The sequence below is a fragment of the Streptosporangium sp. NPDC049644 genome (assembly GCF_040675205.1).
Lineage (GTDB): Bacteria > Actinomycetota > Actinomycetes > Streptosporangiales > Streptosporangiaceae > Streptosporangium > Streptosporangium fukuiense.
The window spans coordinates 99321-120092 of sequence record NZ_JBFAOJ010000003.1 but is presented as its reverse complement, the minus strand read 5'-3'; the positions used below and the strand labels follow the sequence as shown (position 1 = coordinate 120092).

General features: G+C 70.9%; 13 protein-coding genes. 4 read left to right on the top strand and 9 right to left on the bottom strand.

Annotated features, from left to right (window positions below):
* Nucleotides 1–110 precede the first annotated feature (110 nt).
* Nucleotides 111–929, top strand: a complete 819-nt coding sequence (locus tag AB0J58_RS02610; protein WP_364209214.1) for a polysaccharide deacetylase family protein — start codon at nt 111–113, stop codon at nt 927–929.
* On the opposite strand, the gene AB0J58_RS02605 is transcribed toward AB0J58_RS02610, so the two are convergent.
* The 3 genes from AB0J58_RS02605 to AB0J58_RS02595 form a co-directional block, all read right to left on the bottom strand.
* Nucleotides 833–2173: an acyltransferase gene (locus AB0J58_RS02605; protein WP_364209211.1), complete on the bottom strand. Its 1341-nt coding sequence runs from the start codon at nt 2171–2173 to the stop codon at nt 833–835. The genes AB0J58_RS02610 and AB0J58_RS02605 overlap by 97 nt on opposite strands.
* 69 nt (nt 2174–2242) lie before the next feature.
* Nucleotides 2243–3793, bottom strand: coding sequence for a glutamine-hydrolyzing GMP synthase (gene guaA, locus AB0J58_RS02600; protein WP_343968175.1), 1551 nt, complete (start codon nt 3791–3793; stop codon nt 2243–2245).
* 57 nt (nt 3794–3850) lie between these two features.
* Complete coding sequence (locus AB0J58_RS02595) at nt 3851–4684, bottom strand: SDR family NAD(P)-dependent oxidoreductase (protein WP_364209208.1); 834 nt, start codon at nt 4682–4684, stop codon at nt 3851–3853.
* A gap of 146 nt (nt 4685–4830) precedes the next feature.
* Between AB0J58_RS02595 and AB0J58_RS02590 the strand changes: the two genes are divergently transcribed.
* Nucleotides 4831–5577: an SDR family oxidoreductase gene (locus AB0J58_RS02590; protein WP_364209205.1), complete on the top strand. Its 747-nt coding sequence runs from the start codon at nt 4831–4833 to the stop codon at nt 5575–5577.
* A 172-nt stretch (nt 5578–5749) separates the two neighbouring features.
* On the opposite strand, the gene AB0J58_RS02585 is transcribed toward AB0J58_RS02590, so the two are convergent.
* The 4 genes from AB0J58_RS02585 to AB0J58_RS02570 form a co-directional block, all read right to left on the bottom strand.
* Nucleotides 5750–7297: a DUF885 family protein gene (locus AB0J58_RS02585; RefSeq protein ID WP_364209202.1), complete on the bottom strand. Its 1548-nt coding sequence runs from the start codon at nt 7295–7297 to the stop codon at nt 5750–5752.
* A gap of 187 nt (nt 7298–7484) precedes the next feature.
* Nucleotides 7485–8882, bottom strand: coding sequence for a pyridoxal-dependent decarboxylase (locus AB0J58_RS02580; RefSeq protein WP_364209397.1), 1398 nt, complete (start codon nt 8880–8882; stop codon nt 7485–7487).
* Between the two features lie 71 nt (nt 8883–8953).
* Complete coding sequence (locus tag AB0J58_RS02575; RefSeq protein ID WP_364209199.1) at nt 8954–10645, bottom strand: GMC family oxidoreductase; 1692 nt, start codon at nt 10643–10645, stop codon at nt 8954–8956.
* Between the two features lie 47 nt (nt 10646–10692).
* The gene (locus AB0J58_RS02570; protein ID WP_364209196.1) at nt 10693–12258 is read right to left on the bottom strand and encodes a succinic semialdehyde dehydrogenase; all 1566 of its coding nucleotides are present in this window, start codon (nt 12256–12258) and stop codon (nt 10693–10695) included.
* Nucleotides 12259–12347: 89 nt separating this feature from the next.
* On the opposite strand from AB0J58_RS02570, the gene AB0J58_RS02565 reads away from it, so the two are divergent.
* Nucleotides 12348–14414, top strand: a complete 2067-nt coding sequence (locus AB0J58_RS02565; protein ID WP_364209193.1) for a beta-propeller domain-containing protein — start codon at nt 12348–12350, stop codon at nt 14412–14414.
* 223 nt (nt 14415–14637) lie between these two features.
* Complete coding sequence (locus tag AB0J58_RS02560; RefSeq protein ID WP_364209190.1) at nt 14638–17544, top strand: M36 family metallopeptidase; 2907 nt, start codon at nt 14638–14640, stop codon at nt 17542–17544.
* Between the two features lie 383 nt (nt 17545–17927).
* Here AB0J58_RS02560 and AB0J58_RS02555 read toward each other — a convergent pair whose 3' ends face one another.
* Entirely contained in the window at nt 17928–18356 is a 429-nt protein-coding gene (locus AB0J58_RS02555; protein WP_364209187.1) for a hypothetical protein, read from the bottom strand.
* Nucleotides 18357–18850: 494 nt separating this feature from the next.
* Nucleotides 18851–20602 carry a glycerol-3-phosphate dehydrogenase/oxidase gene (locus tag AB0J58_RS02550; protein ID WP_364209184.1) on the bottom strand — a complete coding sequence of 584 codons (1752 nt, stop codon included), beginning with the start codon at nt 20600–20602 and terminating at the stop codon, nt 18851–18853.
* Between the last annotated feature and the right edge of the window lie 170 nt (nt 20603–20772).

Sequence of the window (20772 nt, the reverse complement as noted above, 5' to 3'; positions counted from 1 at the left end):
CAGGACATTGTGACGCTTCAGCCCCAGGAGCCATCAGGCACCTCGATAGGATGCCCATTCGACCGACGTCGATTTGACCCGGAGATCCCCTCATGAAGTCTCCTGTCCGAATGTTGCTGGCCACATCCTGTGCGCTGGCCATGATCGCTACCCCGACCGCCGCGTGGAGTGCGGAACAGCCCAAACCGACGGCCAAGGCTGCGAGCAAGGCCAAGCCCGCATCCAAGCCCGTGCCGGTGGACTGCGCGAAGGTCAAGTGCATCGCGCTGACCTTCGACGACGGTCCCGGCAAGTACGCCGACAAGCTGCTCGACACCTTCAAGAAGTACAACTCCAAGGCGACGTTCTTCCTTGAGGGTCAGTACGTGAAGTCCCGCCCCGCGTTCGCCAAGCGGATGGTCGCCGAGGGCCACGACATCGGCAACCACAGCTACAGCCACCCGCACCTGCGGGAGCTGTCCGAGGACAAGATCCGCGAGGAGCTGACCAAGACCCAGGACATCGTCAAGAAGTCCACCGGGAAGTACCCGACGACGATCCGGCCGCCCTACGGCGAGTTCGACCAGCGGGTCGCGGCGATCGCCGCCGAGATGGGCATGCCGATCGTGCTGTGGAACGGCGGCTCCCGCGACTGGGCGACCAGGAACGAGAAGGCCATCTATGACGAGGTGCTCAAGAACGCCAAGCGTGACGGGGTCATCCTCATGCACGACTGGGTCGAGCAGACGGTCAAGGTGATGCCGAAGCTGCTGACCGCGCTGCAGAAGCAGGGCTACCACGTGGTGGCGGTCTCCTCACTGCGCGGCGCCAAGGCCACGAAGGCCGGAGAGGTCTACCCCGTCGGCTCCGAGAAGGACGAGGACCTGACCTCCGAGTCGCCCACCGGCGACCCGGACGACTTCGCCGAGTCGCCCGAGGACGGCAGCTGAGCCGCCCCACCCGAGGACGCCCTCCTGGCCATCCCAGTTGAGGGCGTCCTCTCGGCGATCTCGTCCGCGGACCGCCGCCGAGCCAGCCGCCTGCCCAGTTCCTGCATGGGAAGCTCCACGTAGCGGTAGGTGAGCAGGCTCAGGCCGAGCACCACCAGCACGAACGCCGCGGACAGGGAGAGCTGCAGCACCGGCCCGGCCTCCCGCACGTCCCCGACAACGGTGTGCGCGATCCGCAGCAGCGGGTGATGCAGCAGGTAGACCGAGTAGCTGACCAGCCCCAGCCAGACGAGGAACCTGGGCAGCCGGCGCCCGCGCAGGGCCATCGCGCCCGCGAACGACACCCCGGCCAACGCCATGGTGACGAACCACGGCCCCGGCTGCACCCACCACCAGCCGGCCTGCTCCGACCAGACCGGGGCCAGCGCCACGAGCACCGTCGCGACCGCCACCGGCCAGAGGGCCCCCTCTCCGTGCTCCCAGCGGCGGATCGCGGTTCCGGCGAACATCACCGCGAGAATCGCCGCCCCCAGCCACGGCACGAAACCGGAGAAGATCAGCAGCACCACGGCCATCGCCCCGAGGACATACGCGGCGATCTTCGTGAACCGCCCGCCGATCAGGCAGGCCAGGCCCACGAAGAACAGCACGCCGGACACGTACGCGGGCCAGTAGCCCTTCATCGGCGGCGCCGTCAGCACCAGCCCCGCCACGACCGCGACCGCCCCGAAGCCGATGGCGAAGGCACCGCTCGCACGGTGCACCCCGCCGACGAATAGCGCGGTGACGATCAGGTAGAAGACCATCTCGTACGAGAGCGTCCACATGGTGTCGGCCAGGCCGCCCAGGTGCACCACGTCCAGCAGCATCGTGGCGTGCGCGGACACCGAGGCCAGGTCCCTGGGCACCTGCTCGCGGACGGGCATCCAGATCGCCATGACCAGGACGCCCACCGCGACCAGCAGGTAGATCGGGTAGAGCCGGAACACGCGGCTGATCCAGAAGGCCCGCACATCACCCCGCCGCTCCAGCGAAACCGGGATGATGTACCCGCTGACCAGGAAGAACACCAGGACGCCGTACATCCCGAGGTTGAACCAGTACGGCCGCAGGGCGGGCATGAACCAGGGCAGCATGTGCTCCAGCAACACGGCGACCGCGCCGATCCCACGCAGCGCGTCGAGCCACGCCAGACGGGGAACGGGGGTCCTGGCGGAGTTCGCGCCGATCAGTGGGGAGGACACCCGCACCAACCTACCCCTCGGCACCCCGGGAAACCCCGCCATCGGCGGCGGCCGTCCCCCGCCGGGCGCCTACTCCCACTCGATGGTGCCCGGGGGCTTGCTGGTCACGTCCAGCACCACCCTGTTGACCTCGCGGACCTCGTTGGTGATGCGGGTGGAGATGCGGGCGAGCACGTCGTAGGGGACGCGGGACCAGTCGGCGGTCATGGCGTCCTCGCTGGAGACCGGGCGCAGCACGATCGGGTGGCCGTAGGTGCGGCCGTCGCCCTGGACGCCCACCGAGCGGACGTCGGCGAGCAGCACGACCGGGCACTGCCAGATCTCCCGGTCCAGCCCGGCGCGGGAGAGCTCCTCGCGGGCGATGGCGTCCGCCTCGCGGAGGATCTCCAGGCGCTCCCGGCTGACCGCGCCGACGATGCGGATGCCCAGCCCCGGACCGGGGAACGGCTGGCGCCAGACCATGGAGGCGGGCAGGCCCAGCTCCTCGCCGGCCCGGCGGACCTCGTCCTTGAACAGTGCGCGGAGCGGCTCCACCAGCGAGAACTGGAGATCGTCGGGGAGACCTCCGACATTGTGGTGGGACTTGATGTTGGCGGTGCCGGTGCCGCCGCCCGACTCGACCACGTCGGGGTAGAGTGTGCCCTGGACGAGGAAGTCGACGGGGCCGTCGGCGATGATGGCGCGCTGCTCGTCCTCGAAGACCCTGATGAACTCGCGGCCGATGATCTTGCGCTTCTCCTCGGGGTCGGTGACCCCTTCCAGTGCCTTCAGGAAGCGCTCCTGGGCGTCGGCCACCCGGAGCTTGACCCCGGTGACGGCCACGAAGTCGCGCTCGACCTGCTCGGCCTCGCCCTTGCGCAGCAGCCCGTGGTCGACGAAGACGCAGGTCAGACGGTCACCGATGGCCCGCTGGACCATGGCGGCGGCCACCGCGGAGTCGACGCCGCCGGAAAGCCCGCAGATGGCGCGGCCCTCGGGGCCGATCTGGGCGCGGATCGCCTCGACCGCGTCCTCGACGATGTTGAGCATCGTCCAGGAGGGGCGGCAGCCCGCGGCGGCCAGGAAGTGCTTCAGCACCGCCTGGCCGTGCTCGGAGTGCAGGACCTCGGGGTGGAACTGGACGCCGTACAGGCCCAGCTCGGGGTTCTCAAAGGCGGCGACGGGCGTCTCGGCGGTCGCGGCGGTGACCGTGAAGCCCTCGGGGGCGGCCGAGACGCTGTCCCCGTGGGACATCCAGACCGACTGCTTCGCGGGCAGCCCCGCGAAGAGCACGCCGTGCTCGCCCACCTCCAGGTGGGTGCCGCCGTACTCGGCGGTGCCGGTCCTGGCCACCTCCCCGCCCAGTTCCTGGGCCATGACCTGGAAGCCGTAGCAGATGCCGAAGGTCGGCACGCCGGTGCCGAACAGGCCCTCGGGGGCGGCCGGAGCGCCCTCGGCGTACACCGACGAGGGGCCACCGGACAGGATGATGGCCTTGGGCTTCTTGGCCATCATCTCCTCCACCGGCATCGTCGACGGGACGATCTCGGAGTAGACGTGGCATTCACGTACCCTTCGCGCGATCAGCTGCGCGTACTGCGCGCCGAAATCGACGACCAGGACCGTGTCGAACTCAGACACCAAGACCCCCAAAAGGAACAGAGCGGTGGTCCCAGTCTATCGGCGCCCGTCGGCGTGCTACTCGTAGACGGGAAACGGGGGCAGCGCTCCCGCGAGCAGGGCCTCGGTCTGCTCGCGCAGGCCGGCCGCGTAGCCGGGATGGGTGAAGACCAGGAAACGCTCCTGGCGGATGGCCGCCACCGCGGCGAGCGCCACCTGTTCGGGGTCGATGCCCCGTTCCACCAGACCGTCGATGATCTCAGCGGAGGCCACCTCGTCCTCGGTGGGCCCGGCGACCGTGAGATTCTCCGGCCTGACCCGTTCCGAGCGGTTGATGCCGGTCCGTACCCCGCCCGGGCAGAGCGCGGTCACCCGGAGCTTGGAGCCGGCCATCGCGAGGTCCTGGGCGAGGGACTGCGAGGCGGCGAACGCGGCGTACTTCGAGACCGAGTAGGCGCCGGAGAACGGCGCGGCGAACAGCCCCGAGACCGAGACGGTGTTGAGGATGTGGCCCTCGGTGTCCTGGGCGATCATACGGGGGACGAAGGCCCGGATCCCGTGGAGCACGCCCCAGAGGTTCACCCCGAGCAGCCAGGCGAAGTCCTCGGGCTCCCTGGTCCACATCTGGCCGCCCTGGAAGACCCCCGCGTTGTTGCACAGTACGTGGACCGCGCCCAGCTCGCCGAAGGTCCGGTCGGCGAGGTGCTGCACGGCCGCCGGATCGGAGACGTCGGTGATCTCGGTGAGCACCTTGACCCCCTCCACCAGCGAGGCGGTCTCCGCGAGAGGGCCCGGGTCGACGTCGGCGAGCATGAGGGCCATCCCCTCCGCCGCCAGGCCCAGTGCGAGCGCCCGGCCGATCCCGCTGCCCGCCCCCGTGACGACCGCGATCTTGTCTGACAGTTCACGCATGGCGTTTCCTCCAGCCTGACGGTTCCCGCATCGTGTTACCTCTAACTGACGGTTCACGCATCGCGCCGTCTCCGGCCGCACCATACCTAGCGGCCGCTTGGCCACAAAGCTAACGTGTGGCTCACCACCAGTCGAGGAGGCAGGCCATGACAGGTACCGGAGTCGTCGTCACCGGCGGAGCGTCAGGGATCGGCAGGGCCTGCGCGCTCGCGCTCGCCGAGGCCGGGCGCCCGGTCGCGATCTGGGATCTCGACGAGACGGGTGCCAAGGAGACCGCCTCCTTCGTCGCCATGAACGGCGCCCCGGCGATCGCCGTCACCGTCGACGTCACCGACGCCTCGTCCTTTCCCGCCACGGTCGCCACCAGCCGCGACGCCCTGGGGGCGATCGGCGGCCTCGTGCACGCGGCCGGGATCGCGGCCCCCCTGGGCGTCGGCGAGCTGACCGAGGCGGCCTGGGACGCGGTGCTCAACGTCAACCTGCGCGCCCACGCCCTGCTGGTCAAGGCCCTGCTTCCGGACCTGCGCAGGCACGAGGGCTCCGCGGTCGTCGGCATCTCCTCGGTCGAGGGCCTGGTCGGGCAGGCGTTCATCCCGGCCTACTGCTCTTCCAAGGCGGGCATGCTCGGCCTGACCCGCTCCATGGCCCACGAGCTGGCGCCGATCCGGATCAACGCCGTCTGCCCCGGCTACATCGACACCCCCATGCTGGTCAAGGCCACCGGCGGCGACCAGAGCTTCATGGAGTCCTTCGAACGCAAGTCCCTCTTCCACCGCCTCGGCCGCCCCGGGGAGGTCGCCGCGGCCGTACGGTTCCTGCTGAGCGACGAGGCGTCCTTCATCACCGGCACCCACCTGGTCGTCGACGGCGGCGCCACGGCCGTCGACCGCTGATCCCGCCGGCAGCGCGGTTCGGTACGCCGTTCGACCCGGCGGGAGCGGCGGCCTGGGCGATCGGTCGTCGATCTCCCGGCGGGCCGTCCCGGTACGGGCGTGCCCGGGAGGCCGCTCGACCTCACCGGAGCGCGGCCGTGTGAGGAAGGCGCGCTCCGGCCTGGCACCGAGGTCACGGTTCTGGCCGACGGTCACCGGGGCGGAGGTGAAGGGCGTGGTCGAGGAGGCCGAGGGGTGGGGAGCCGAGGTCGAACATCGCGGTGTGGAAGCGTTTGAGGCCGAAGTCCGAACCCCAGGCGGTCCTGGCGCGGTCCCGGAGGTCGAGGATCTCCAGCTTGCCCCAGGTGTAACGGCCGTAGGTGGGGTCGAAGGTGGCCCGCGCCGCCTCGGAGAGCGCGGCCGGGCCGACGATGTGGGTGTCGGCGGCGAAGCGGCGGGCGCCCTCCTCGACGGTCATCGCACCGGAGTGCACGCCGATCGCGCAGGCCAGCCGGGTCACCCTGATCAGGGCCTCCAACCACACACCGATCTCGAAGCGCGGATCCTCCGGCGCGAAACCCTCCTCGACGCAGAGCTCCTCCGCGTAGTGCGCCCAGCCCTCGGCGAAGGAGAGCGACATCAGCGTCCGCCGCACGTCGGAAGGGGCGTGGCGGAGCGCCCGGCCGTGTGAGAAGTGTCCGGGGGCGACCTCGTGCACGTTGATCGCGGGCAGCGTGGTCTCGCTGAAGACCTCCAGCCACTCCTCGACATCGCCCGGCGGCCACGAGAGGTCGGGCGGGGTGACGTGGTACCACGAGGGGCCGTCGGGCTCGCCGGGCGCCGACCAGCTCATCATGGCCATACCCCACCGGCGCGACTCGGGCGCGAGGCCGACCAGGCACTCCCCGTCGTGGTAGGGCACCAGGTCCTTCTCCCGGGTGAAGGCGATCGCGCTCTCGGTGCCGATCCTGGCCGCCTCGATCACGCCCTCGGGACCAGGGTGCTGCCTGACGAGCTCACGCGCGACCTCCAGCGGCTTGCGGTCGGCGAACCCCAGCGCGGCGCAGGACTCCGTCAGCCGGCCCATCAGCCGGTCACGCTCGGCGTCGGAGCGCTCGGCGAGCCGTCCCAGGTCGACCGGGAGCCCTTCGGCGGCGCTCATCAGCCGGGCGAGCCCCTCGGCACCGAGCGAGGCGTCCGGGTCGCCGGAGCGCGCGGCCTTCTCGACGTGCTCCACCAGCCGGGCGTGCGCCCGGAACGCCGCCTCGCGCACGCTCTCCTTCGCGTCGCGGGGCACCCCGGCGGCCAGGCCGCGTACCGCGCCGAGCAGCGCGGTCGCGACGGGGGCGCTGAGCAGGTCGAGCGAGGCGACCGCGTTGTCCACCGCCTCCGGCCAACGGGCGAGGTGAGCCTGCTTGGCGGCGTTCCGCTCGGCCTCGGGGGCGTACTCGCGGTCGTAGGTGGCCAGGTCCAGGTTGCCCACGTGCTCCATGGGGCTGCGCCGGTGCAGCTCCAGCTCGGCGAACTGCACCCGCGCGGCCTGCTCGAAGATCTGCAGGTGCGCCGCGTCACAGGGGTCCTCGGGCAGCGGCCCCTGACCCAGCGCGGCCAGCCCGGCGCGCACCCCCGCCGGCGACAGGTCCTGGATCAGGCCGTCGTACTCGTGCCGCCCGGCCATTTCCCGGACACCGGACACATTGAGATCGCATACCGCCCGGAGGCGCCCGTCGAGTTCGGTCATGGTCGCGACGCTATATCAGTACGGGCTCCGGGGGACCTGGCACGACAGCCCACGATCAGCCCGCGAGGCAACCTCACCTTTGCCACCAGGCCAGGCCCCGAAATCCCATGGCAAGCCCGCAAAACCATCTCGACCCCGGATCCGGCGGCCAGCCCCGATTCAGCGTTTCTTTCCGGAATTCACCGGTTCACTGGCCCTCCTGGATTCGGGGATTCCCCAGCTCGGCGATCCGGTCGAGCAGCGCCTCCAGCGTCTTGTCGTCGGTGGCCGGGGCCATGACGGTCACCCGCAGGTGGCGGACCCCGCCGATCTCCGCCGAGGTCAGCTGGAAGGCGCCGTCCGCCATCAGGCGCTCGCGGACGTCCACCGGGTCGGCGGTGCCGTACCTGAAGCAGACGATGTTGCTCTCCGGCTCGTACGGGCACTCGAAGCCCGGCCGCTCGCGGGCCAGCTCCCAGAAGCGGTGCGCGGTGGCGTACCGCCGCGCGACGTGCTCGCCCAGGCCGCGCTCGCCCCGCCAGGCCAGGTTGAGGAAGATCTTCAGGCCCAGCTCGGCCTTGCTGCACTCCACGGTCCTGCCGATGAGGTCGAAGCCCTGCTCCCCGTAGAACAGGTAGCTGGCCCGCTGCTGGAAGGCCGCGTCCAGGTCGCCCTCGCGCCGGGTCAGCACCGCGGCGGCCAGGCTGGAGGTGCGCAGCATCTTGTGCGCGTCCCAGATCAGCGAGTCGGCGAGTTCGATCCCGTCGAGCAGGTGGCGGTGCTCGGCGGCCAGCAGCGCCGAGGCGCCGTGGGCGCCGTCCACGTGGAACCAGACACCGGCGGCGGCGCAGAACTCGCCGATCCCGCGCAGGTCGTCGTAGAGCCCGGTCCCGGTCGCGCAGGCGTTCGCCACCAGGGCCATCGGCCGCCGCCCGGCCTGGCGTACCCGTTCCAGGGCATCCGGCAGGCGGGCGACGTCGACCCTGCCGAGCCCGTCCACGTCCAGCGGCATGACCGCGCGCTCCCCCAGCCCGAGGATCGCGGCCGCGCGGCTGAGCGAGTAGTGCGCCGAGGCGGGGGCGAGCAGGGCGAGGTCACCGGGGACGCCGTCGGTCCACGCGCCGGGGGCGGCCGCCGCCCGTGCGGCCAGCAGCGCGGTGAGGTTGGCCAGCGAGCCGCCGTGGGTGAGGACCCCGCCGCCCGCCTCGCCGAACCCGACCGTGTCCAGCATCCAGCGCAGCACCTCGAACTCGACGGTCGCCGCCGAGGCGCCCATCTCGTAGACCGCCATCGGGTTGTTGGCCGCGCCGTGCACGAAGTCGGCGAGCGCGGCGGGGAAGTCGGGCGCGGCGATCTGATGTCCCAGGTAGGCCGGGTGGTGCATCCGGGTGCCCTCGGCGAGGTAGCCGCGCAGGAACTCCCCGTACGCCTCCGCGGTCATCCCGCCCTCGCGGATCCACCGGGCCAGCCCGAGCCGCTCGGCCAGCTCGCCCGGGGGCCTGCGCCGGATGACCGGCACCGCCCCCGCCTGGCTCTCCGCCACGTAGGCGGCCAGCTCATCGACGGTCACCCCGGCCGCGCGAACGAACTCCTCAACGTTCCACATCACATAGGAATCCTGGTCGAATCCACGACACCCCGCCAACCGGGCCGAACGCGCGCCGCGCGAAGTGCCGCTCAGGTGATGCCGACGATGGGGAGGCGGAGGGCGCCGGGGGCGGTGGCGGGGACGGCGGGGTCGGCGGGGGCGACGGGGGTCAGGCGGGCGTACGGGGAGCCCTGGGCGGGGCGCGGGTCGGTCTCTCCCCGGTTGGGCCAGAAGGCCATGGCGCGCTCGGCCTGGGCGGTGATGGTGAGGGAGGGGTTGACGCCGAGATTGGCGGAGATCGCGGAGCCGTCGACGACGTGCAGGCCCGGATAGCCGTGGACGCGGTGGTAGGGGTCGATCACCCCGGTCTGGGGCCCGGCGCCGATGGCGCAGCCGCCCAGGAAGTGCGCGGTGGCCGGGATGTCGAACAGGTCGAGCCAGGTGCCACCCGGCATGCCGCCGACCTCCTCGGCCGCGTGCCGGACGAACTCGTGACCGGCGGGCAGCCAGGTGGGGTTGGGCTCGCCGTGGCCCCGCCCTGAGCGGAGCCTGCGGCCGAGGAGTCCCCTGCGCATGGACAGGGTGATCGAGTTGTCCTTGGCCTGCATGACCAGCGCGATGATCGTGCGCTCCGACCAGCGGCGGTGGTTGAACAGCCTCGGCACCAGGTGGGGCCTGCGCAGGGCCTCGCCGAGGAACTTGAGCCAGCGCGGCGCTCCGCCGCCGTCGATGAGCAGGGTGCGGAGCAGGCCCATCGCGTTGGAACCGTCGCCGTAGCGGACCGGCTCGATGTGCGTGTACGCGTCAGGATGGATCGAGGAGGTGATCGCCAGCCCCCTGTTGAGCTTCTCCCCCTTGGCCGACGGGCGTTCGAACCCGAGCAGTGCCTCGGAGTTGGTCCTGGTGAGGGTGCCCAGCCGGTCGGAGAGCCGGGGCAGGGTCCCCGCGGCCTTGAGCCGGTGCAGCAGGCGCTGGGTGCCGTACGTCCCCGCCGCGAAGATCACCTGCTCGGCGGTGAATACGCGGCGGCGCCAGGGGGCGCCGGTCCGGTGCGTCTCGATCCGGTAGCCGCCGTCCACCGGCACGACCGAGGTGACCGTGGTCTCGGGGAGGACCTCGGCCCCGGCCCGCTCGGCGAGGTAGAGGTAGTTCTTGATCAGCATGTTCTTGGCCCCGTGGCGGCAGCCCGTCATGCACTCGCCGCACTCGGTGCAGCCCCTGCGGCGCGGCCCCGCACCGCCGAAGTAGGGGTCGTCCACCTCGACGCCCGGAGGGCCGAAGAAGACGCCGACCGGGGCCAGGTGGAAGGTGTCGCCCACGCCCATCCGCTCGGCGACGGTGCGCATCACCTCGTCGGCCCTGGTGACCGTCGGATTGATCACCACACCCAGCATGCGCCTGGCCTGGTCGTAGTAGGGGGCGAGCTCGGCCTTCCAGTCGGTGATGCCCGACCACTGGGCATCCTGGAAGAACACCTCCGGCGGCTCGTAGAGGGTATTGGCGTAGACCAGTGAGCCCCCGCCGACCCCGGCGCCCGCCAGGACCATGACGCCGGTGCCCTTCTGGCCGCGGAGCAGGTGGATGCGCTGGATGCCCTTCATGCCCAGCCCCGGCGCCCACAGGAAGTCGCGGGCCCGCCAGGAGGTCTTGGGGAACGTGCCCTCGTCGAAGCGGCGCCCCGCCTCCAGCACCGCGACCCGGTAACCCTTCTCGGTCAGCCGCAGCGCGGAGACGCTCCCGCCGAAGCCGGAGCCGATCACCAGCACGTCATGGTCGAACACGGCGTCTCCCTCTCAGACCACGGTCGTCGCACTCGAAGATCCATGCCTCACTTCAGGTGGAGCGCCTTCATGACCCTGAGCGCGCCCGCGAGGGTGTCGGCGTACTTCTCGTACGCCATGCCGAGGATCGGCTCGAAACCCAGCCAGGGCGCCTGGCTGGAGACGGTCTGCGCCTCGGTGTACCTCAGCAGCCCTTCGGCACCGTGCCGGCGGCCGAGCCCCGAGGACTTCATCCCGCCCATGGGCGCGTCGTAGGAGGCGTAGGCCGAGGCGTACCCCTCGTTGATGTTGACGGTGCCCGCCTTGATCCGGGAGGCCAGCGCGCGCCCGCGGGACAGGTCGCGGGTCCAGATGGAGGCGTTGAGCCCGTAGGAGGTGTCGTTCGCCTTCTCGACCGCCTCGTCGTCGTCGCCGAAGCGGTAGACCGCGACCACCGGGCCGAAGGTCTCGGCGCGGCAGAGCTCCATGCTCTCGTCGACGTCGGTCAGGACGGTGGGCTCGTAGAACAGCGGGCCGAGGTCGGGACGGGCCTTCCCGCCGGCCAGCACCCTGGCGCCCTTCGCGACGGCGTCGTCCACCTGGGCGCCGACCGCCTCCAGCTGCCGCTGCGAGGAGAGTGAGCCCATCTGCACGTTCCAGTCGAGTCCCGCGCCGAGCCGCATGTTCCTGACCTGCCGGACGAACTTCTCCACGAAGGCGTCGTACACCGAGTCGTGGACGTAGAGCCGCTCGATGGACAGGCAGAGCTGCCCCGCGTTGGTGAAGCAGGCGCGCAGCGCGCCCTGGGTCGCGATGTCGAGGTCGGCGTCGTCGAGTACCAGCATCGGGTTCTTGCCGCCGAGCTCCAGCGAGCAGCCGATCAGTCGCCTGGCGGCCTCCTCGGCGATCTTCCGGCCGGCCCGGGTGGAGCCGGTGAACGCGACGTAGTCGGCGCCGTCGAGCAGCGGATCGCTCACCTCGTCGGGTTCGCCGAGGACGACCTGCCAGATCTCGCGGGGCATCCCGAGGGAGACCAGCAGATCGATGGTCCACAGCGTGGACAGCGCGGTCCGGGTGTCGGGCTTGTGGACCACCGCGTTCCCCGCGAGCAGCGCGGGTACGGCGTCGGTGACACCGAGCGAGAGCGGGTAGTTCCACGGCGAGATCAGGGCCACCGTTCCCCGGGGCCGGTGCGCCTCGGCGGTCCTGGTGGCGACGGGCAGTATCCCGGCCCGCGATCTGGTCTCCAGCAGGCCGGGGGCCCGCCGCGCGTAGTAGAGGGTGCAGCCCGCTACGTCGAGCACCTCCTCGAAGGCGTGCCTGCGCGCCTTGCCGGTCTCCCACTGGACCACGTCGAGGATCTCCTCGCGGCGGTCGAGGATGGCGTTGTGCAGGCGGAGGAAGGGCTCGGCCCGCTCCCTCACGGGCAGCGCCGCCCACGCCCGCTGCGCCTCCCGCGCCGCGGCGTGCGCGGCGCGGACGTCGTCGGCTGTGGAAACAGGCAGCTCGGCGAGCACCTCGCCGGTGAACGGTGCCGTGATCTCCTGCGTCTTGCCGGCGGAGGTCACGTACGGTACGACACGTTCGATCATGCGGGGGTCGAGGGCCCGTGTCATTTCAGGGGGAACGGCCATGTTCGCAGGGTAATCGCGGGAGGCGGGCCGTGGCTACTCACCGGTAGCGAAGTGTTGAACCACACCCCTTTCGGATCCGTCGTAGTGGCATGAGGACATCGATTCGTACAGCCGGCGCGGTCACCCTCGCCGCGGCCCTGCTCGCCACGGCGTGCAGTTCTACGGAGACGAGGAGCGGCGCCGGACCCGCGGCACCGGTCACGCTGGGGAACATCAGGCTGGTCTCCTACAGCGGCTGCGACGACATGCTGGCCGGGCTGCGCGCGGCGACGGCGAAGAACGTCGGCCCGTGGGGCCTCGGCGGCCCGCCGATCCTGTACGCGGAGGCGCGGTCGGACGCCGCCGCCAAGGTCGGCGGCGCGGCGCCGCCCGAGCACTCCACCACGAACACGCACGAGGCCGGGGTCGACGAGCCCGACCTGGTGAAGACCGACGGCGACCGGGTGATCACCGTCAACCGCGGCGTGCTGAGGGTGGTGGACACCGCGACCAGGAAGGTCACCGGCACGCTCAAGCTGGTGGACGCCGAGCAGGCGTGGGCCCCGGCCGACCTGCTGGTCAGCGGGGACAGGGCGCTGGTGCTCTTCTCCGGCGGCGGGATCATCCCGTACGGCGCGGTGGCCAAGCGCGCGCCGAGCCCGGGACCGCGCTACGTCCTCGTCGACCTGTCCGGGGAGCCGAAGGTGATCGGCGCGCTCACCCCGGACGGCTCCCACGTGGACGCCAGGATGGTCGGCTCGACGGTGCGGATCGTGGTCCGCAGCCAGCCGCGGATCGACTTCCCCGACCTCGGGCCCGATCTGTCGGACAACGAGCGCACCCGGCGGAACACGGAGGTCGTCACGGCGGCGCCGATCGAGGCGTGGCTGCCGAAGTACGAGCTGACGTCCGCGACCGGCGTGACCTCGGACCGCGCCGTCGACTGCGAGCGGGTCAGCCACCCGGCGGAGTACACCGGGACGTCGATGCTGACCGTGCACACCCTCGACCTGTCGCAGGCGCTCGCCGAGACGACCCCGATCAGCGTGGCCGCCGACGGCGACACCGTCTACGGGACGGGCTCCAGCCTGTACGTGACCAGCAACCCGCACTGGTGGTGGCCCAGGTCGATCGAGCCGCCGATCGTCGAGGAGGCCCCGGCCACCACTCCCACGGTCGCCGCGACCCCGGCCGCCGCCGCCTCGGGCCTCGACCCCGCTCCGACCCTGCTCCCGGAGCCGGCCCCGACCCCCACGCCGAGTGACACCCCGCCGCCGAGTGACACCGTCTCGCCGACGCCGGCGGCGACACCGGAGGAGCCTGCGGAGGAGACCGAGGTCCACCGGTTCGACATCACCGCGGCCGGAGCGCCCCGCTACGTCGCCTCGGGCAAGGTGCCGGGCAGGCTGCTCAACCAGTACTCCCTGTCCGAGCACGAGGGGCACCTGCGGGTCGCCACCACCTCGACCGCCGGGCAGCACAGCTCCAGCGCCGTCTACGTGCTCGACTCCGGCACCCTGGCCGAGAGGGGCAGGGTCGGCGATCTGGGGCTGGGCGAGCGGATCTACTCGGTCCGCTTCATCGGTCCCGTCGGCTACGTGGTGACGTTCAAGCAGGTGGACCCGCTCTACACGCTCGACCTGCGCGACCCGGCGGCGCCGAGGAAGACCGGCGAGCTGAAGATCACCGGCTACTCGGCCTACCTGCACCCGGCGGGTGACGGGCGGCTGATCGGCGTGGGCCAGGAGGCCAGCGAGAAGGGCCGCACGCTCGGCACCCAGGTCTCCCTGTTCGACGTCAGCGATCCGGCCAACCCGCGCCGCCTGTCGCAGATGTTCCAGAAGGACTCGGGCTCCGAGGCGGAGTGGGACCCGCACGCCTTCCTGTACTGGGCCAAGACCGGGACGGCGGTCCTCCCACTGAACTCCTGGACGGGCACCGAGCAGACCAACGGGGTCGCCCTGGTCCTCGACATCGGTGATTCCGCCGTCACCAGGACCGGCACTATCGTCCACCCCAAGCCCAAGCCGGTGAACGACACCCGCCTCGCCCCCTACGACCCGGGCATCCGCCGCTCGGTCGTGATCGGCGACAGCCTGTGGACGGTCTCCGATCTCGGCCTCAAGGTCAGCGACCTGAAGGACCTGGCCGACCAGGCCTGGATCTCCTTCTCCTGAGCCTTCCGAACCCCCGTCCCGCGCCCCCGTCCCGCGCCCCCGGCCCGCCGCCGGGGGCGCGCCCGTCACCGCACTCGGGCGCTCTACAGAACCTCCTATTACACCGACATATCAGCCTTTACAAGATCTTGTCATGACACTTGAATAAGTGTTACCTCTTGCGCAACACACGTGATCCGCGTGTGGCATGGCCAACGACGGCCATCTCTCCGCAGGAGGATCGGTGTCGACCAGACCCTGGTTACGCATCACCGTCATCGCCGCCGCGACGGCGGCGCTCGCCCTTCCCCTGCCGGGAATCGCGCAGAGCGAACCCGGCGCCCAGCCCCCCAAGGCCCACGACTTCCAGGCCGAACAGGGCGCCAAGCCCGACCTGGACAACCGGCGCGGCAGCGTCGCGCCCCCGGCCTCGCTCTCCAGATCGGCGGCGAGCACCGCGACGATCAGGTGGAACTCCCTCGGCACCCCCGCCGTCGTCACCGGCTCCGCTCCCCTGGCCGAGGGCCTCGGCAGCGACCCCGAACAGGCCGCGCGGGCCTATCTCAAAGCGAACGAGAACCTCTTCGGCCTCTCCGGCGAGGCGGTGGACGCGCTGGAGAAGATCGCCGTCAACCCGATAGGTGGCGGGCACGCCGTACTGCTCAGGCAGAGGTTCGGCGACCTGCCCGCGGGCGTGGACGGGCAGGTCGTGGTCGGCGTGAAGGACGGCAAGGTCCTGCACGTCACCTCGACGCTCTCCCGCTCCTCCGAGGCCCCGCCCGCCGCCAGGCTCACCGAGCGGCAGGCGCTGGAGATCGCGGCCAGGGACGGCGGGATCGACCTGGCCACGGCCACCGTCAAGAAGGCCACCGCCACGGCGGTGCCCGCCCCCGACGGGACGCACAACGCGTTCCAGGTCGTCCTGATCGGCGGCGGCGACGGTGAACCGGCCGCGTACACCACCCACGTCGACGCGGTCAGCGGCGAGATCCTGACCCGCGAGAACCTGGTGGACCACCACGGCGCGCCCGACGACCCCACCTGGAAGGCGTTCCCCGCCAACCCGCCGGGCGACTACTCCTCCACCGACACCCGCAAGACCTGGTGCCCAGCCGCGGGCCCCGGTTGCGACCTGGTCGGGGCCGACCCGGCCACCGGCAAGGCCTGGGACCTGACCCACGCCACGGACGCCTCGACGAACACCAGCGTCGGCAACGCCGCCAAGACCGTGGAGAACCGCGCCAGCGGCGACGCGTTCTCGGTGGGCACCCGGAGCAACGTGGCCACGCCGAGCCGCCAGTACGCCTATCCGTGGACCAACAGGTGGTACACCGCCAAGTGTGACCCGGCGGCGCTGGACGAGCCCGGCGAGGCCGACCTCGAAGCCGCCATGACCAACCTGCACGTCATGCACAACCGCATGCACGACTGGTCCTACCGGCTCGGGTTCACCGAGACCGCCTGGAACATGCAGAACGACAACGGCGGGCGCGGCGGTCTCGGCGGCGACCCCGAGCAGGGCAACGCGCAGGCGGGTGCCCGGGTACTCAGCGTGCGCGACAACGCCAACCAGATCACCGGTCCCGACGGGATCGCCCCCATCACCAACATGTACCTGTGGCAGCCGATCGCGGGCTCGTTCTACGCCCCCTGCGTGGACGGCGACTACGACATGTCGGTGATCGGGCACGAGTACACCCACGCGATCTCCGGCCGGATGATCGCCGGCCCGAACGCCGGGTGGAGCGGCGCCCAGGCCGGGGCCATGAACGAGAGCACCTCCGACCTGTTCGCGATGGAGTACCTCGCCGAGTACGGCTTCCGCCCCGCGGGCGACACCCCTTCCGTCACCGGCGGCTACGTCACCGGCGACAAGAAGGCGGGCATCCGCAACTACGACATGGCCACCTCACCGCTGAACTACAGCGACATCGCCTACGACCTCGTCGGCCAGCAGGTGCACGCCGACGGCGAGATCTGGTCGGCGACCCAGTACGACGTGCGCAAGGCGTTCCTGAAGAAGTACGGCGAGGGCACCCCGGCCAAGCAGAAGGCGTGCGCCGACGGCCAGACCCCGCTCGACCAGTGTCCCGGTAACCGCCGCTGGGCGCAGGTCTCCTTCGACGCGCTGCTGCTGATGGCCTCCGGCGCGGTCAGCTACGTCGACCACCGCGACGCGCTGCTCGCTGCCGACGCCATCCGGTTCGGCGGCGCCAACCAGGCGATCATGTGGCGGGCGTTCGCCGAGCACGGTCTCGGCCAGGGTGCGGCGAGCACCGGGCCGAACGACCCCGATCCGACGCCGAGCTTCGTCGACCCCGCGGGGAAGAACGGGAGGCTCCAGCTCAAGCCGTTGCTTGAGGCCAAGGACGCGGCGCTTCGGCTGTACGTCGGCGACTACGAGGGCCGCGTCGTGCCGGTGGCCGACACCGACCCGGCGACCGAGCTCGGCGACACCGTCGAGATGACCCCGGGGGTCTACGACTTCGTGGTCGCGGGCAACGGGTTCGGGCACACCCGGGTGAAGTTCGCGGTGCTGCCCGGTGTGAAGCTGCCGCTGCCGCTGCCGCTGGCGAAGAACGTCGCCTCGGCGGCGCTCGGCGCCACCGCGGCGGGTGACGGCGTCAACCACGGCAAGCTGATCGACGAGACCGAGGCGACGAACTGGGCCTCGCTCACCGGGCCGGTCGGCGGCAAATCCGTCACCGTGGACCTGGCCGGGACCACCCCGGTGAAGGTCCGCCGGGTGCAGGTCAGCGCCATGCTCCGGCCCAGCGTCAACGACCCGGCCGACCCCGGCGGCCAGAACCGCTTCAGCGCCCTGCGCGCCTTCGAGGTCCTGGCCTGCGACGCCACGAAGAAGGACTGCGCCTCGCCCGCGTCCTTCTCGGTCGTCTACACCAGTCCCGCCGACGCCTTCCAGACCCGCCTGCCGCGCCCCCGGGGCGCCGACCTGCTGATCAAGTCCTTCAAGATCCCGATGACCACCGCGACCCACCTGACCCTGCGGGCCGTCTCCACCCAGTGCACCGGCAACCCGCTCTACGCCGGCGAGCAGGACGCCGACCCCAACTCCGCCACCGACTGCGGCACCGCCAGCCCCGCCAGGGACCAGCTGCGCGCCGCCGAGTTCCAGGCCTTCACCCGCTAAGTGATCGAGTCCAGGGGGAATCAGTGATCGTAGGCGGTCCATGAGCGCGGTGCGGCCTGGCCGCCGGTGTGGTCGTGCCACGAAACGGCGGTCAGCGCGAGAGAACACCGCGGGATGCGGATGATCACTCCCTCAGGAGTACGACCACTGTGGCGTTCCAGGTCGAGTCGGCCCTTCACGGTCTGATCGACCGGCTCGACCTGACGCAACGGTGTGCACGACCGGGGCCCGCCCGCGAAGGTTCGTCCTCGCGGGCGGGCCGCGACGGATCACCACCGAAGAAGCCGGAGCGCCGGCTGACAAGCCCGGGTACTGGGGCTACCCAGGCCGCGACGAGTCCATGGTTCGTCTCCTGCTCACCGACCCGTGCGGGAAGGATCGGATCAGACGTGGGTGACCAGGAGGGTCACACCGACCTCGCCGCCGCAGTCGACGAAGACGGGACCGACACCGTTGCCGATCTTGTGGGAAAGGGTCGCCTTGGCCACGAACTTCTTCGGGTTGTCGTCGATGATACGGATGTTCTCCAGCGACGGTACGCCGCCATACGCACCGCTGACCACGGCCTTGAGCCCCTTACCCCCGCCGCAGTGGCCGGTGATCGTCAGCTCCTCGCCTCGCTTGGCGGTGGGGTTGGGGCTGACCTGGACGACGGCCCTGGCCCCCTTCGGCGGCTTCGGCGCCGCCGCCTCAGCTGCGATCTTGCCGGTCGCGCCGACCTTGTCGCTGGCGAACGCGCTGCCGGCACCCAGTCCGAGAACCCCGACCGTCAAGCTCGCCCCGACGATCGCAGCGATCATTTTCTTGTTCACAGTGGCTCCTTTGTGAAAGTCTCTCCGGCCCGTACGACCGTGATGATCCCTTGTCGTTTCGGGATCTACTCGGTGAGTAGCCGGCGGGACCGCCGTGGGTTCTCATCCGGTTGGACTGTGACATGGATCACGACCGGATGTGGTCCGGCGGTGACCGCGACGGCCCCGGTGAGCGTCGCCGGAACCGCGTCGATCGGCCGTGCAGGCCGAGCCCCCGCGCGAAGGTCTGCCGACGCGTCGGCACGGGTCCGCCCGCGACCCTCCAGGTGATTGATTTCAAGAGGTGGCGGCACAAAGGCATAGCCGCGGAGAGAAGACGAGGGGTGTGCGCCCAGTTCGTGACAGCCGAGACGGACACCCTGGCAACCGCGCTCTACGCGCGTGTGAACGATCTACTGAGGGCTTCGCCCGATCTGCACCCGTGCCGGCCCGGATCCGCGCGGCCCGAGGGCCGGTGTCCGGCCTTGAGACGCGCTCCGGACGGTCACACCGGCTTAGATCGGGTGGACCGGCTGGACGTCCGGTCCGGCCACCGGGACGATCTCCGGGGCACCGAGGCGGATGGCGTCGGCCTCCTGGTCGGTGTCCTGCTCCTGGGAGAGGCGCTCCGACTCGACGCGCTTGGTGTAGTAGCCCACCTCGCGCTTGACCTGCTCGTCGTCCCAGCCCAGCGGCCCGGCGAGCAGCTGGGCGGCCTCCTCGACCACGGCCACGCCACGGTGGAAGGTCTCGATCGAGATGTGCGTGCGCCGGGTCAGCACGTCGTTCACGTGCCTGGCCCCCTCGTGGGTGGCCGCGTAGACCACCTCCGCCCGGAGGTAGTCGTCCGCTCCGGTCAGCGGTTTGGCCAGCGACGGGTCCCGCTCGATCAGCTCCAGCACCTCGTCGATCATCGAGCCGTACCGCTGGAGCAGGTGCTCGATCCTGGCCACGTGCAGCCCGGAGGAGTGGGCCAGCCGCTGCCTGGAGTTCCACAGCGCCTGGTAGCCCTCGGCCCCGGCCAGCGGGACGCGGTCGGTGCAGGAGGGCGGGACCCGCTGGTCCAGACCGTGCGCCACCGCGTCCACCGCATCCTTCGCCATAACACGATATGTCGTGTATTTTCCTCCGGCCACCATCACCAGCCCCGGGACCGGGTGGGCCACCACGTGCTCGCGGGAGAGCTTGGAGGTCTCCTCGGACTCCCCCGACAGCAGCGGGCGCAGCCCCGCGTAGACGCCCTCGACGTCCTCGTGGGTGAGCGGCACCGAGAGCACCTCGTTCACGTGGTCGAGGATGTAGTCGATGTCCGACCGCGACGCCGCCGGATGCGCCCGGTCCAGCTCCCACGCGGTGTCGGTGGTGCCGATGATCCAGTGACGGCCCCAGGGGATGACGAACAGCACCGACTTCTCGGTGCGCAGGATGATCCCGGTGAGCGAGTGGATCCGGTCGCGCGGCACCACCAGGTGGATGCCCTTGGAGGCGCGCACGTGGATCTGCCCGCGCCCGCCGACCAGCTCCTGGATGTCGTCGGTCCACACACCGGTGGCGTTGACCACCTGGCGGGCCCGCACGTCCAGCTCACGGCCGCTCTCCAGATCACGCACCCGGACGCCGGTGACCCGCTCCCCCTCGCGGAGGAAGCCCACCACCTGCGCCCGCGAGGCGACATGGGCCCCGTACGTGGACGCGGTCCGCAGCATGGTCATCACGTAGCGGGCATCGTCGACCTGGGCGTCCCAGTACTGCACCGCGCCGGAGAACGCCGACTTCCGCAGTGCGGGCGCGAGCCGCAACGCCCTGGTACGCGACAGGTGCCGATGGCCGGGCACACCCCGGGTGAGGCCGGTGGAGAAGCCCATCGTGTCGTACAGCACCAGGCCCGCGCCGACATAGGGCCGCTCCCAGCCCATGTGCTTGAGCGGGAACAGGAAGGGCACCGGCCTCACCAGGTGCGGGGCGATCCGCTGCAGCAGCAGGGCCCGCTCCTGGAGCGCCTCCCTGACCAGCTCGAAGTTGAGCTGTTCCAGGTAGCGCAACCCCCCGTGGATGAGCTTGGAGGATCTGGACGAGGTACCCGAGGCGAAGTCGCGCGCCTCCAGCAGCCCGACCGACAACCCCCGGGTCGCCGCGTCCAGCGCGACCCCCGCTCCGACGACTCCGCCTCCGATCACCACCACATCGAGTTCCTCGGCGCTCATCTGCGCCAGTGCGGCGGACCGCTCGGCAGGACCGAGCCGTGCGGTGCCCATTCGCGCCGTCATTTGCAACCCCCTGGGGTGCGACTTGTCGCCTTACGCGGTATATCTACCCATCTACCCTAGGCACCATTACTGACCAGTAGGAAGCGGCGGACGAGATTCACGCTATATCCCCATTTACGTTGGGAAAACGATCCTCAAAGTTCGATTGAACCCCGGGCCGAGGCTGACGC

What these genes read in the sequence shown, in the direction of transcription:
- AB0J58_RS02610 (WP_364209214.1), top strand. Translation starts at nt 111, where the DNA reads ATGTTGCTGGCCACATCCTGTGCGCTGGCCATGATCGCTACCCCGACC.
- AB0J58_RS02595 (WP_364209208.1), bottom strand. Translation starts at nt 4,684, where the DNA reads ATGCGTGAACTGTCAGACAAGATCGCGGTCGTCACGGGGGCGGGCAGC.
- AB0J58_RS02590 (WP_364209205.1), top strand. Translation starts at nt 4,831, where the DNA reads ATGACAGGTACCGGAGTCGTCGTCACCGGCGGAGCGTCAGGGATCGGC.
- AB0J58_RS02585 (WP_364209202.1), bottom strand. Translation starts at nt 7,297, where the DNA reads ATGACCGAACTCGACGGGCGCCTCCGGGCGGTATGCGATCTCAATGTG.
- AB0J58_RS02580 (WP_364209397.1), bottom strand. Translation starts at nt 8,882, where the DNA reads ATGTGGAACGTTGAGGAGTTCGTTCGCGCGGCCGGGGTGACCGTCGAT.
- AB0J58_RS02570 (WP_364209196.1), bottom strand. Translation starts at nt 12,258, where the DNA reads ATGGCCGTTCCCCCTGAAATGACACGGGCCCTCGACCCCCGCATGATC.
- AB0J58_RS02565 (WP_364209193.1), top strand. Translation starts at nt 12,348, where the DNA reads ATGAGGACATCGATTCGTACAGCCGGCGCGGTCACCCTCGCCGCGGCC.
- AB0J58_RS02550 (WP_364209184.1), bottom strand. Translation starts at nt 20,602, where the DNA reads ATGACGGCGCGAATGGGCACCGCACGGCTCGGTCCTGCCGAGCGGTCC.